The organism is Rarobacter faecitabidus (genome assembly GCF_006716265.1).
In the GTDB taxonomy this organism is placed as follows: Bacteria; Actinomycetota; Actinomycetes; order Actinomycetales; family Cellulomonadaceae; genus Rarobacter; species Rarobacter faecitabidus.
Genome location: NZ_VFOS01000001.1, coordinates 897,078 through 910,060 on the forward strand (window position 1 = coordinate 897,078; position 12,983 = coordinate 910,060).

Annotated in this window: 11 protein-coding genes; 3 read left to right on the forward strand and 8 right to left on the reverse strand. The window is 64.5% G+C overall.

Annotated features, from left to right (window positions below):
• Positions 1-221 precede the first annotated feature (221 nt).
• The 5 genes from FB461_RS04060 to ctaE form a co-directional block, all read right to left on the reverse strand.
• The gene (locus FB461_RS04060; protein WP_142119194.1) at positions 222-845 is read right to left on the reverse strand and encodes a superoxide dismutase; all 624 of its coding nucleotides are present in this window, start codon (positions 843-845) and stop codon (positions 222-224) included.
• Between the two features lie 175 nt (positions 846-1,020).
• Complete coding sequence (qcrB, locus tag FB461_RS04065; RefSeq protein ID WP_246046001.1) at positions 1,021-2,694, reverse strand: cytochrome bc1 complex cytochrome b subunit; 1,674 nt, start codon at positions 2,692-2,694, stop codon at positions 1,021-1,023.
• Entirely contained in the window at positions 2,691-3,737 is a 1,047-nt protein-coding gene (qcrA, locus tag FB461_RS04070; protein WP_142119196.1) for a cytochrome bc1 complex Rieske iron-sulfur subunit, read from the reverse strand. Before qcrA ends, qcrB begins: the two co-directional genes overlap by 4 nt.
• Positions 3,734-4,519, reverse strand: coding sequence for a cytochrome bc1 complex diheme cytochrome c subunit (qcrC, locus tag FB461_RS04075; RefSeq protein WP_142119198.1), 786 nt, complete (start codon positions 4,517-4,519; stop codon positions 3,734-3,736). The genes qcrA and qcrC overlap by 4 nt, the downstream gene beginning before the upstream one ends.
• 40 nt (positions 4,520-4,559) lie before the next feature.
• Entirely contained in the window at positions 4,560-5,201 is a 642-nt protein-coding gene (ctaE, locus tag FB461_RS04080) for an aa3-type cytochrome oxidase subunit III (RefSeq protein ID WP_246046002.1), read from the reverse strand.
• Between the two features lie 304 nt (positions 5,202-5,505).
• Between ctaE and trpD the strand changes: the two genes are divergently transcribed.
• A complete protein-coding gene (gene trpD / locus FB461_RS04085; protein ID WP_142119203.1) occupies positions 5,506-6,558 on the forward strand; it encodes an anthranilate phosphoribosyltransferase in 1,053 nt (350 codons plus the stop codon).
• 30 nt (positions 6,559-6,588) lie between these two features.
• On the opposite strand, the gene FB461_RS04090 is transcribed toward trpD, so the two are convergent.
• The 3 genes from FB461_RS04090 to FB461_RS04100 all read right to left on the reverse strand — a co-directional run bounded on the left by FB461_RS04090 (position 6,589) and on the right by FB461_RS04100 (position 10,791).
• Positions 6,589-8,283, reverse strand: coding sequence for a DEDD exonuclease domain-containing protein (locus FB461_RS04090; RefSeq protein WP_142119205.1), 1,695 nt, complete (start codon positions 8,281-8,283; stop codon positions 6,589-6,591).
• Positions 8,284-8,335: 52 nt separating this feature from the next.
• On the reverse strand, positions 8,336-10,135 hold the full coding sequence (locus FB461_RS04095) for an AMP-dependent synthetase/ligase (protein WP_142120744.1): 1,800 nt from the start codon (positions 10,133-10,135) through the stop codon (positions 8,336-8,338).
• Positions 10,136-10,239: 104 nt separating this feature from the next.
• Complete coding sequence (locus FB461_RS04100) at positions 10,240-10,791, reverse strand: V-type ATP synthase subunit I domain-containing protein (RefSeq protein ID WP_142119207.1); 552 nt, start codon at positions 10,789-10,791, stop codon at positions 10,240-10,242.
• Positions 10,792-10,864: 73 nt separating this feature from the next.
• On the opposite strand from FB461_RS04100, the gene FB461_RS04105 reads away from it, so the two are divergent.
• Both FB461_RS04105 and FB461_RS04110 read left to right on the forward strand, forming a co-directional pair.
• Entirely contained in the window at positions 10,865-11,626 is a 762-nt protein-coding gene (locus tag FB461_RS04105; RefSeq protein ID WP_142119209.1) for a lysophospholipid acyltransferase family protein, read from the forward strand.
• A gap of 118 nt (positions 11,627-11,744) precedes the next feature.
• Entirely contained in the window at positions 11,745-12,974 is a 1,230-nt protein-coding gene (locus FB461_RS04110) for a pyrophosphate--fructose-6-phosphate 1-phosphotransferase (protein WP_142119211.1), read from the forward strand.
• Positions 12,975-12,983: the final 9 nt, after the last annotated feature.

Genomic DNA, 12,983 nt, shown 5'->3' on the forward strand with positions numbered 1-12,983 from the left:
CGGCATGCGATTGCGGCGACCATCCCGTGCCGTTGACGATGGTTGAGCACAGTCGCGGCGGGGTCTTGGTGCCTGCGGGATTCCCGAACGAATCAGACTATTCAGATTGCGACCGAGTCACTACCAGCGATGCCCTGGGTCATTGAGCATCGGTGAAGGCGACGCAAACAAGGGAGGGCCTGCGCCACTGTGGACGCAGGCCCTCCCTTGCTCGTGGGGTGCTACGGAACGATGAGTCCGGCGGTCTGAGTCTTTGCTCGCGCGAGGCGGGCTGCTGCGTCATCCCAGTTGACGATGTTCCACCAGGCCTTGACGTAGTCGGCCCGAACGTTGGCGTAGTCCAGGTAGTACGCGTGCTCCCAGACATCGAGCAGCACGATCGGCGTGAGGCCGAGGGCAATGTTGCCCTGCTGGTCGTAGAGCTGAACGATCACGAGCTTCTGGCCGATCGAGTCCCACGCGAGGATGGCCCATCCTGATCCCTGTACGCCGGCTGCCGTTGCGGCGAAGTGCTTCTGGAACGCATCGAACGAACCGAAGTTCTCGCCAATGGCCTCAGCGAGATCGCCGGTTGGCTCGCCGCCACCATTCGGCGAGAGGTTGGTCCAGAACGCTGAGTGGTTGACGTGACCACCAAGGTTGAACGCCAGGTTCTTCTCAAGCTGGTTGACTGTGGCGAAGTTGCCTGTGGCGCGGGCCTCTTCGAGTTGCTCCAGAGCGGTGTTTGCTCCGGAGACATATGCCGCGTGGTGCTTCGAGTGGTGCAACTCCATGATCCGCGCCGAGATGTGCGGCGCCAACTCACTGTAGTCGTACGTAAGGTCGGGCAGCGTGTAAACAGCCATGCTGTTCATCCTCCTGATGTGGTTCGTTGTGCGATGTCGTAGCACCGGGCGATCGGGCTGGGCCCGACTACATCCACTCTGCTACAACTTGTCCCCGGGGTCCACCGGGCGAACAATGCGGCCACAGTGTGGAATGGTCACTCCACGCTGTGGCCGCATTGACGAGGTGCTTCAACTAATGAATGGCGGGCCGGTCGGCATCCGGCGCGATCGAATGACTGTGGTCATCGCCGTGCGCGGCCGCCAATTCGGCTGGAGTGACAGGCTCAATCCGATCCTCGTAGAAGAAGCGCGAGACGCGCGCCCGGAACTTTGCGCGTCGGTAGCCCTTGTTCCGCTTGCCCTTTTCATCGTAGGGCTGCTCCTCGAGAATGAGCGGGGCGTGGGCGCGGTAGTTAACGCGCAGCCAGCGCTCCTCGTCGTTGAGCGGCTTGTGAACCTCGAAGTATTCGCCTTCCTCGGTGCGGATGATGCGGCCGTGCTCGTGTCCGTGGAGCACGAGCTCGCGATCCTTGCGCTGAAGGCTCAGACAGATTCGCTTCGTCACCCAGAAGGTGATGACCGGGAGAAGGAAGAACGCGAATCTGAACACCCACGTGATCGCGTTGAGTGATAACTCGAAGTGGGTGGCGATGAGGTCATTGGACCCAGCAAGGACGAGGATTCCGAACGCGGTGAGGAACGCCACGCCCAGCCCAGTGCGGGTGGGGACGTTGCGGGGCCGGTCGAGAACCGAGTGCGGCCGGTTGTCCTTGGTCACCCAAGACTCGATGAACGGGTACATCGCAATGAAACCGAGCAGCAGAGCCGGAATGATCGCTGCGGGCACAAGCACGTTGAGAGACAGCGTGTAGCCGCCGATCACGACCTCGGCTTGTCCTGGCATCAGGCGCAATGAGCCCTCCAGGAACAGCATGTACCAGTCCGGCTGGGCTCCAGCGGATACCGGCGACGGATCGTATGGCCCGTAGTTCCAGACATTGTTGATGGCCAGGAGGGCGCCCATTAGCGACAGGACACCGAAGACGACGAAGAAGAACCCGCCCGCCTTCGCCGTGTAGACCGGGAAGAGTGGGAATCCGACGACGTTGTTGTCCGTGCGGCCACCACCGGGGTATTGCGTGTGCTTGTGCACCACGACCAGCACGAGGTGAACTGCTACAAGCGCGAGGATCAGCCCGGGAATCAGAAGCACGTGCACGGTGAAGAGTCGGGGGATGATGTCGTGGCCGGGAAACTCGCCGCCGAAGATCATGTATGACATGTACGACCCGATGAGCGGGATCGACTTGACCACGCCGTCAGTGATGCGCAGGCCGTTGCCCGACAGGACATCGTCCGGAAGCGAGTAACCGGAGAAGCCAGCGAGCAGGCCGAGGACCAGCAGCAGGAAGCCGATCATCCAGTTGATCTCGCGAGGCTTACGGAATGCCCCGGTGAAGAAGATGCGCATCATGTGCACGACCATTGCGGCGACGAAGATCAGCGCCGCCCAGTGGTGGATCTGCCGGATCAGCAGTCCGCCGCGCACTTCGAACGAGAGTCGCAGCGTGGAGGCGAAAGCCTCGGACATCTCCAGTCCGTGCATTGTCTCGACCGGACCGTGATACGTCGTTAGCCCCATGGACGGCACGAAGAACATCGTGAGGAAGATACCGGTGATGATCAACACGATGAACGAGTAGAGGGCGATCTCGCCAAGCATGAAGGACCAGTGGTCCGGGAACACCTTGCGAGCAAATTCCTTTACGGCGACACCGATGCCGGTGCGCTGGTCGAGGAAGTCCGCCGCCTTGCCAGCCTTGGTGGTGGGGCCGTTGTCGGGTTGCGTAGTCGTTGCGGTGCTCACTTCAGGCGCTCCCAGAAACTCGGGCCGACGGGCTCATGAAAATCGCTTTGGGCGACGAGGTATCCATCGTCGTCAACGGTGATGGGCAACTGCGGCAGGGGTCGCTTCGCGGGTCCGAACACGACCTTCGCGCCATCAGCCATGTCGAATGTCGATTGGTGGCAGGGGCACAGCAGGTGGTGCGTCTGACGCTCGTATAGCGCGACGGGGCAACCCACGTGCGTGCAGACCTTCGAGTAGGCCACGATTCCGTTGTGGGACCAGTCCTTGCGCTCCTCGGACTCAGTGAGTTCACGCGGGTCCATGCGGACCATCAGAACAATGGCCTTGGACTTCTCATCGATCCAACTGTGCGTGCCGGGACGAACCTCTTCAGCGATGTCCTCGGCGTACGGAATGACGTGATATGCCGAGCCGATCGTCACGTCCGCCGCCTTGATGAGGCGCCCTGTCGGGTCGGTCGCCAATCGGACGCCGCGGCGCCATATTGTGTGGCGGAACTTACCGATGTTCCAGTCGCTTCCCACTTCGCCGATCAGCGGAACGGCCAGCGCGAGCGGGAAGAGCGCGAGGGCGGAGACCACCGCGCCCTTGAGGACACCTCGACGCTCAATGCCGGAGTCCTTCGCGCCGTCCTTCAGGTGCTGGATGGCGATCTCGCGCACCTCGGGAGAACTGGCCGTCGCATGCCGGTCCTCGACGACTTCATGGTCAGACATGAGCGTCTTGGCCCAGTGGATAGCGCCGAGGCCGATGCCCAGAAGGGCAAAAGCCAGGCCGAGGCCGAGGGTCACGTTCTGCGTGCGCACGCCCGCGATGGAGGTGTCGTCAGGGAGGGTGAAGAAGGCAACGAGTGTTCCGATCGTGCCGATCACCGAGAGCGCGAACAGGGCCACGACTATGCGCTCAGAGCGCTTTGCCGCCTTGGGGTCCGAATCGCCGAGCCGCGGGACGTGCGCGGGAATGCCGGGATCCTGGAAGGATTCCGCGACTTCCCCCGAGTGACTTGTCTCAGATCCGGAGACTACTTGCGAATCGGTCACGACGACTTAGCTCCTACCCACACGGCTGCACCGATCAGTGCGCCAATACCAAGAACGAAAGCCCAGAGCCCCTCAGAGACGGGTCCGAGCGAGCCGAGGGTGTTTCCTCCCGGGCTGCCCTCGCGCTGTGCCACGACGTAGGAGATGAGGTCGCGCTTCTCCTCGGGCGTGATGTTGTGCTCGTTGAAGACGGGCATCGACTGCGGGCCGGTGACCATGGCCTCGTAGATCTGCCTCGGTGTCGTGTCCCAGAGGTCGGGGGCGTACTTGCCCTCAGACAGGGCACCGCCAGCACCAACCGCGTTGTGGCACATGGCGCAGTTGGTCCGGAAGATCTCGGCGCCCAGCGCGGGGTTGCCCTTTTCCGGATCGATGGCGTCGTCTGACGGAACCTCAGGGCCAGGGCCGAGGGACGCGACGAACGCCGCGAGCTGACGGATCTGGGTCTCATCGAACTGCACCGGCTTGACCGGTGCCTGAACCGAGTTGCTCTGCATCGGCATGCGTCCGGTGCTCACCTGGAAGTCCACGGCGGCGGCGCCCACGCCGATCAGTGACGGAATGCCTTCGCGGCCGCTCGCGTCGACGCCGTGGCAGGTCGCACAGTTCGCCTGGAATAGTTGAGCTCCCGCTGCGATGTCGTCGGCATTCGTGCCAGGCTCCTCCGCCTGCGCGCCGGACGGCGCGAACGCGGCATACAACGCACCAGTGAGCAGCAGAGCCAACATGACTAATACCAGCGGTGCGAACCGATGGTGTCGTCGGGCGGCGATTGCCTTCACGTCAATGATCCTTGTCTTCTTAGGGGGATGGGGCCCGCGGCTAGCGGAGGAAGTAGATCACGCCGAACAGCGCGATCCACACCACATCGACGAAGTGCCAGTAATACGACACCACGACCGCTGTCGTTGCCTCGTGATGCCCAAAACGCTTGGCGGAGAAGGTCCGGCCAAGAACGAACAGGAACGCGATCAGGCCACCGAGTACGTGCAGTCCGTGGAAACCCGTCGCGAGATAGAAAACGGAGCCGTACGGTGACGAGGAGATCGTCAGGCCGTGCTCCACGAGTTCGGCGTACTCGAGTACCTGACCGGCAATGAACACCGCGCCGAGGATGTATGTGAGCGTCGTCCACTCCTGCAGGCCCCACTTGCCCACTTCCCACATGGAGCCCGTGCGACGGGGCTGGAAACGTTCGGCAGCAAGGACGCCGAACTGGCAGGTCACGGAGGACAAAACCAGGACCGTGGTAATGAACAGTGCCTGCGGCACATTGAGGTGTTCGGGCCCTTTCGCCCATTCCTCGGCTGGCAGGACGGCTCGTACGGTGAAGTACATCGCGAACAGGCCAGCGAAGAACATCAGTTCACTCGCTAGCCACACGATGGTTCCCACGGAAACCGGGTTGGGGCGGTTCACGTGGACCTGGTGCTGAGTGGGCTCGGCTACAGACGCAGTTGACACATAGCCATTATTGCTGAAGGGAGGCCATGCGTGGGCCGTTGGGCCCATGCGAGTCGCGATGATTTGCGAAGTTGTTGCCGGTTTTAGCGACTTTCAGCGCCTCCTGGTGACGATTGCTAGACAACTGTCACCAAAGGGGCTGCGCATCTCCTCTGCCCGGTGGGGATGCGGGTCGTCGTTAGGCGCGGCTTGCCTCCCTGGAGTAGGACTTCAACCCTGATCGGTGGAAAGATTGCCAGAGCGCGCGTCAGCGCCTGCCATCTCGTGCAGCGATCACATTCGAGCTCGAACTAAGGAGATCCTCGTGACTGCCACCTATTCGTGGTCCGACCTGACTGCCGCCCTCATCCGCGGAGAGGATCTCTCTGCGGAGCAGACGAAGTGGGCGATGGACTCGGTGATGTCGGGACAGGCTACTCCGGTGCAATTGGGCGGCTTCCTGGTCGGGCTGCGGGCGAAGGGCGAGACGGTGGCGGAGATCGTCGGCCTCGCGGAAGGCATGTTGGCACACGCACTTCCCATAGATGTCGAGACTGCCGCAGTGGACATCGTCGGCACGGGGGGCGACCGCGCGCACACTGTCAATATCTCGACGATGTCAGCAGTGGTGATCGCTGCCGCTGGACCGCTGGTGGTCAAGCACGGAAACCGGGCGGCCTCATCGTCCTCGGGGTCGGCGGACGTCCTCGAAGCGCTGGGTATCCGCCTGGACCTAACCGCCGAGCGCGTGGGGGAGATCGCCCGCGAGGTTGGCATCACTTTCTGCTTCGCCGCGACCTTCCATCCCGCCATGCGCTTTGCCGGCCAGACCCGGCGCGAACTCGGGGTTCCGACGGCTTTCAACTTCCTAGGTCCGCTCACGAATCCTGGACGTCCGCGGGCCATTGCGCTCGGCGTAGCCGACCTACGCATGGCGCCGCTCATGGCAGGCGTACTCGCGGGCCGCGGCGTCTCGGCGCTGGTCTTCCGGTCCGGAGACGGCCTGGATGAACTGGCGGCGACGGGCGTCGCGGATATCTGGCACGTACACGACGGCAGCGTCGATTACTTGACTGTCGATCCGGTTCGCGATCTTGACATGCTGCCGATTTCCCGCGACGACCTACGAGGCGGCGACGCCGCGCACAATGCGCAGGTCTTCCGGGATCTCGTCGCCGGCGAGCCGGGTCCGGTGCGCGACACGGTCCTGCTCAATGCCGCAGCGGGCCTCGTTGCTGACGGCTCGATGGCGGGCACGTCACCAGCGGATGGCACGGTCATCGATCGGCTACGGCGCGGGATCGACCACGCAGCAACGGCGATCGATTCCGGTGCTGCCGCCCGACTCCTGGACCGTTGGATTGCGGCCACCGTCTGAGCGCTGCGCCGCTCAGCGGTGGTTGCGCAGTTAAGCGCTGATCGTCGCGCCGGAATCTGCGGGGAAGATGGCGTCCAGGGCCTGCCTCGCCTCATTGCCGAATGGCGGGACAGTGCCGGCGGTGAGCAGCCGAACGCCGGGGCTGCGCAGTTGTTCGGCCAGCATGGCTACCTCTTCGGCTGATGCCAGGTCGGGTGGCCGTAGGTCCGCGGTCAGACGGATAGCCTCAAGGGCACGGTGGATCCCATCGCGGGGTACGCGTGCGGATCCGACGTGGCGACCCCGAACCGCCACATCGATCTCGACATCCTGGGAATCTCGCACAGGGGAGGCGATCTCTAGCGATTCCGCGGATCGCAGGTAGTCGTGCCATACGGAGTGATCGATGTGGCTCAGGACTTTCCGTAGTCGGTCCCGTGCCCACGCGGCACCCTCGTATCGCTGCGCGGCAGCGAGTTCCTGAATGCGGGCGAGGTACCGGCGGACGAGTTCTCCAACGCTGCCGGCGAGCAGCGCTTGGACCGCCCGTACGTCCGGCGTCTCGGCAGGGGACGCGAGAATGCACGGCGCGCTGCAGCGGCCGATCTCGTGCCTGGCGCAGGACTTCGCGCCCGGCTTCGGCGACAGGGGGAGTCGCGTGGTGCAGGTCCGGATGTCGAACGCCTCCTGGATGGCCTCGACGACCTCGCGGGCTCGCGCGGCGCTCGTGAACGGTCCTATAGCAGGCGCTGGCGGCGGCTTCCTCGTCACGATCAGGCGCGGATGGGCCTCCGCGCTCATCGTGACCCAGTGCTGGTGGAACTGCCTCGTGGACTTCCGGTTGTACGGCGGTTCGAGCTCGGCGATCAGCCGCAACTCGCGCACGCGGGCCTCCAGACCCGAGGCGCAGGGCACTTCGTCGACGCGGCCGGCTAGCCTGACCATCTCTGCGATCCGCCCGCGCCGCTCCCCAGCGGTGAAGTACTGCCGGACCCGCGCTCGGACATTCCCCGAACGGCCTACATACAGCGGAAGTCCCTCGGCCGAGCGGAAAATGTATACGCCGGCTCCCGTCGTGAGGTCGTCAGCCAGCGTGCGACGGCGGCGGACTTGGTCCGGGACTCGCGCGCAGGCGGTGGCGAGATCGCCTCGATGAGTGACGCCGCGGGAGGCATGGCGTTCCAGCAGAGCGTGGAGGACATCCACGGTCGCGCGGGCGTCCGCCAGTGCCCGGTGTTCCGGCGTCACTGTTGCGCGGAAGTGGCGAGCTAGGGTTTCCAATTTGTGGTTGGGAACCTCGTCCTTCGGCACCACAGCCCTGGCGAGCGGGACCGTGTCGACGACCTCGAAGCCTGGCCACACGTATCCGAGCCGATCGCATGACCGCTTGAGGAATCCGATGTCGAACGGCGCGTTGTGCGCGACGAGCACGCCGCCGCGGGCGAATTCGAGGAATGAGGCGAGCGCTTGCCCGAGCGACGGCTGATCGCGCAGCATCTCGCTCGTGATGCCGGTCAACGCGGCGATGAACGGCGGCACGTCTACGCCGGCGTTGACCAGGGTTTGGAACTCGCCCAGGACCACCCCGCCGCGAACCTTGACGGCGCCGATCTCGGTGATTGCCGCAGTGCGCGGCGAACCGCCCGTCGTCTCGAGGTCAACGACGACGAACGTCGTCTCGAACAGGGATTCCCCGAGATCCTCGAATGAATCCTGTATGGCAGTCACGGTCGGCACAACGGGCATGGGCCCACCCTAGGCCGGACCGCGGACACCAAGGGGCCGGCCACGCCGCGGATCACTCGTAGATGGCCGCCACGTCGCGGGCGAAGTCTTGGAGGACGAGGCTGCGCTTCACCTTGAGCGAGGGCGTGAGGTAACCATTGGCCACCGTGAAGTCGCCATCTAGAATGCGGTACTTGCGGATCGATTCTGCCCGCGACACGGCACGGTTGGTGCGAGCCACGGCCTGATCGAGGGACGCGATCACGTCCGCGTCGCTCTTTGCCTCGGCCACGCTCATCTCCGACTTGCCGTGCGCCTTCAGCCAGCCCGGAAGCGCATCGGCGTCGAGGGTGATCAAGGCACCCACGAACGGCTTTGCGTCACCGACGACGACGCACTGGCTCACGAGGGGGTGACCCCGCAGGCGATCCTCGAGGATCGCGGGCGCGACATTCTTGCCCCCGGCGGTGACGATCAGTTCTTTCTTCCGACCGGTGATCTTGATGTAACCGTCCGAATCGAGGGAACCGAGATCCCCTGAGTGGAACCACCCGTCTCGGATGACCTCCTCAGTCGCCGCAGGGTTGTTGTGATAGCGCTGGAATACGTTGGGCCCGCGCAACAGGACCTCGCCGTCGGCGGCGATCCGCACCGAACAGCCGGGGAACGGCCTGCCGACCGTGGCGATCTTGATATTTCCTGGCAGGTTCACGGCGATCGGCGCAGTCGTCTCCGTCAACCCGTAGCCCTCCAGGACTAGTAATCCCGCCCCACGATAGAAGTGCCCCAGTCGTTCGCCGAGTGCCGCTCCGCCGGAGATTGCGTACTTCGCCTGGCCTCCCAGTAGCGTGCGGATCTTCTTGAGTACCAGCCGATCCGCCAGCGCGTGCTGGATCCGCAGGCCGAGTGCGGGCCCGCTCGGGGTGTCCAATGCCCGTGAATAGGCGATAGAGGCCTTGGCGGCCCAGCGGAAGATCTTCTGCTTCCCCTCGATGGCGGCCTTCTGATCGGCTCCGTTGTAGACCTTCTCAAATACTCGTGGCACTGCGAGCAGCCACGTGGGTCGGAAGTGGGCGAGATCCGGTATCAGTGTGGCGATGTCGCTCACGTAGCCCACGACCGAACCGCTCGCTATGCCGAGGACGGAGATGAACCGAGCGAATACATGGGCCAGTGGAAGGAACAGCAGCACCCGGGCGCCGGGAGCGGCCACGATCTCGGGGAACTCAGCGGCCGAATTACGCGCCAGCGATACGAAGTTCCCGTGGGTGAGCTCGACGCCCTTGGGACGGCCAGTGGTGCCCGAGGTGTAGATGATCGTCGCTACATCCGCAGCCGTGGCAGCCGCGCGGCGCTGCTCGAGCTCGTCGTCCGTGATACTCGAGCCGGTGAGCTTGAGGGACTCCACTGCGCCCTCGGAGATCACGTGGACGGCACCTGGCGGCGGAGCGGTGCCTAGCCGCCGCGCCTCGTCGACCACGCTTACGAAGTCGGCATTCTCAACGAAGAGCAGGCTAAGGCCCGAATCGCGAGCGATCCATTCGACCTGCTCGCCGCTGGATGTCTCGTATAGGGGAACGGGTATGGCGCCAGCGGTCCAGGCCCCCCAATCGAGCAACTCCCACGACACCGACGTGTGCGCCATAATGCCGATGCGGTCGCCGGGCTTGACGCCCCGGGCTATGAAGCCCTTGGCGACGGCGATGACCTCGGCCTCGAACTCAGCCGCGGTCAGCGTCTTCCACGAGCCCGTTGCGGACTTGAACTCGACCAGTGGCTGGTTGGCCGCCGAGGCGACACGATCGCGCAGGAGATCGTTGATGTTCGAGATCGGATCTACCTCGACGAGTAGCGGCGTGTGGTACTCCGTCAGTGAGGCCACGGTTGCTCCTTTGCTGGCTCGGGACGCGGGTCTTTGCGGGCCGATGGCATTAGGGACAAGGGTACGGGATTCGCGTCAGCGCCCCGGCGCGGGGCTCACACGCGCGCGCCGGTGTCCCACTCGTCATCCCTGTTTCGCGGCAACCGCCACAACAGAATGGCGGCGCCCACCAGGATCATGACCGAGCCGATCGTCAGTACGATGCCCGGAATCACCCGGAGCAGGACGATGCACACGAGCACGGTGACGATACCGGTGAGAAGCACCGCCCAGCCCAGGACGCGGGAGGGATCGCCGTCGAGCCGCACCTCGGGATCGGGTGCGATGAACTCGTCCTCACCGGGATCATCGGGTCCGGGCTCCCAATCCCGGGGGCCGAGTGGGCCTCCGGTTGCGGGCCCGGGCATGGGCTGCAGGTTGCGGAAACCCGGGATGTCATCCAGTTCCGCGGCAAGCTTGGCGAATTCGGCGTCGATGTCGAACGCCGAGTCCTCGCCGGCAGATATCGCCGGTTCCTGCGGATCCGTGGCATTGGGATTGACACCGCCTGAAGCGCTAGTCTGTTCAGGTTGCGCTGGAAGATCGTCGCCCTCGCTACGCGGGTCATCGTCCGGCGGTTCCGGCGGGGTGAGATGGCTTGATGACATGCCTCCACTGTAGGGTTACCTGCGGCGGTGCACACGCAACCGACCACGAGGAGGCTCGTTGTTCTATTGGCTCATGAAGCGGATTCTGGCCGGTCCGCTGCTGCGCTTGGCGTTTCGTCCCTGGGTGATCGGAGCCGAGAACGTCCCCGAATCCGGGCCGGTCATCATGGCTTCGAATCACCTTTCCGTGCTCGATTCGTTCATTCTTCCGCTCGTCCTCAAGCGCAAGATCGTGTTCATCGGAAAAGCCGAGTACTTCTCGGGTCGCGGCGTCGGCGGGCGGATCACGGCGGGCTTCATGAAGGGCGTCGGCACGATTCCGGTTGACCGCACCGGCGGCCGGGCGTCCGAGGCGGCTCTGCACACAGGCTTGCGCTACCTCCAGTCCGGCGGGATTTTCGGGATCTATCCCGAGGGAACGCGCAGCCCAGATGGCCGCCTGTACCGCGGGAAGACAGGCGTAGCGCGCCTCGCGATCGAGTCGGGTGCCACTGTGGTGCCCGTTGCCATGATCGGGACGAACAAGGCTCAGCCCATCGGCAAGCGACTGCCGCGACCAACGCGAATCGGCATCGCTTTCGGCGAGCCGCTCAACTTCACGGAATACCGCGGCGCACACGAGGACCGATTCGTCCTGCGCAAGGTGACCGATGAGATCATGCACGGCATCATGCTCGCTTCCGGACAGGAGTACGTCGACTCGTACGCGGCAACCGTGAAGGCCCGATTGGCGGCCGGTAAGCCCCTGGATCTGCCGGAGTCAGTCGATGAGCCATCGTCGCCCGGCGGATTGCCGGTTCCTGCGGGTCTTTCGGTCCCAGTCCGGCCCAAGTAGGAGCGCCGTAGACTTAGCAAGGCCCGCATGCCGGGCGGCGAGAGCCGATCACCCTGCCTGGCATGCCAGCATCACCGTTCCAACAACTGTCACATTCTCACGAGAGGTACCTGTTCTCATGACCGTTCGTCGCGTCGCTCTGCTCACCGCGGGTGGATTCGCTCCCTGTCTGTCGTCCGCGGTCGGCGGCCTCATCGAGCGCTACACCGAAATCGACCCCACGATCGAGATCATCGCGTACCAGCACGGCTATCACGGACTGCTGCTCGGCAACAAGATCATCGTGGACGAGACCGCCCGCAAGGCGGCCGGTGAACTCCACAAGTTCGGCGGATCGCCGATCGGAAACTCCCGCGTCAAGCTCACGAACGCTGCTGACTGCGTCAAGCGCGGGCTGGTCAAGGAGGGCGAGAACCCCCTCACCGTCGCTGCGGACCAGTTGAAGGCCGACGGAGTCGATGTACTGCACACCATCGGTGGCGACGACACGAACACGACGGCGGCCGACCTGGCGGCCTACCTGCACGAGAACGACTACGAGCTCACCGTCGTGGGGCTGCCCAAGACCATCGACAACGATGTCGTGCCCATCCGGCAGTCGCTCGGTGCCTGGACGGCCGCGGAAGAGGCGGCGCACTTCGCCAAGAACATCATCGGCGAGCACCGTAGCGGTCCGCGCATGCTCATCGTGCACGAGGTCATGGGTCGCCACTGCGGCTGGCTGACCGCCGCTGCGGCAGCCAAGTATCGCGAGTGGGTGACCACGCAGAAGTGGGTTCCCTCACTCGGGCTGTCCCAGGAGCGCTGGGACGTGCACGCCGTCTTCGTTCCCGAACTAAGCGTGGACATCGACGCCGAGGCGGCGCGCCTGAAGACGGTCATGGACGAGGTTGGAAACGTCAACATCTTCCTGTCGGAGGGCGCGGGCGTCTCGGAGATCGTCGCGCAACTCGAGGCGGCCGGCGAGGAGGTCCAGCGCGATCCCTTCGGTCACGTCAAGCTCGACACCGTTAACCCCGGACAGTGGTTCGCGAAGCAGTTCGCCGAGAAGCTGGGCGCCGAAAAGGTCATGGTTCAAAAGTCGGGCTACTACTCCCGAGCCGCGGCCGCGAACCCCGAGGACCTGCGCCTCATCAAGTCGATGACCGACCTTGCGGTCGAGGCAGCACTTGCGGGTACGCCCGGCGTGATCGGTCACGACGAGGAGAACGGCGATCGCCTGCGCGCCATCGAGTTCCCGCGCATCGCCGGCGGCAAGCCGTTCGACGTCAAGCAGGAGTGGTTCGGCGAGCTGCTCGGAGCCATCGGCCAGCCGTTCGATCCCGACGCGGCCGTCGCGGCTCACTGATCGCCAGGC

Excerpts from the sequence above, each read along its gene's own strand:
- FB461_RS04060 (WP_142119194.1), bottom strand. The coding sequence starts at position 845 with ATGGCTGTTTACACGCTGCCCGACCTTACGTACGACTACAGTGAGTTG.
- FB461_RS04090 (WP_142119205.1), bottom strand. The coding sequence starts at position 8,283 with ATGCCCGTTGTGCCGACCGTGACTGCCATACAGGATTCATTCGAGGAT.
- FB461_RS04100 (WP_142119207.1), bottom strand. The coding sequence starts at position 10,791 with ATGTCATCAAGCCATCTCACCCCGCCGGAACCGCCGGACGATGACCCG.
- FB461_RS04105 (WP_142119209.1), top strand. The coding sequence starts at position 10,865 with ATGAAGCGGATTCTGGCCGGTCCGCTGCTGCGCTTGGCGTTTCGTCCC.
- FB461_RS04110 (WP_142119211.1), top strand. The coding sequence starts at position 11,745 with ATGACCGTTCGTCGCGTCGCTCTGCTCACCGCGGGTGGATTCGCTCCC.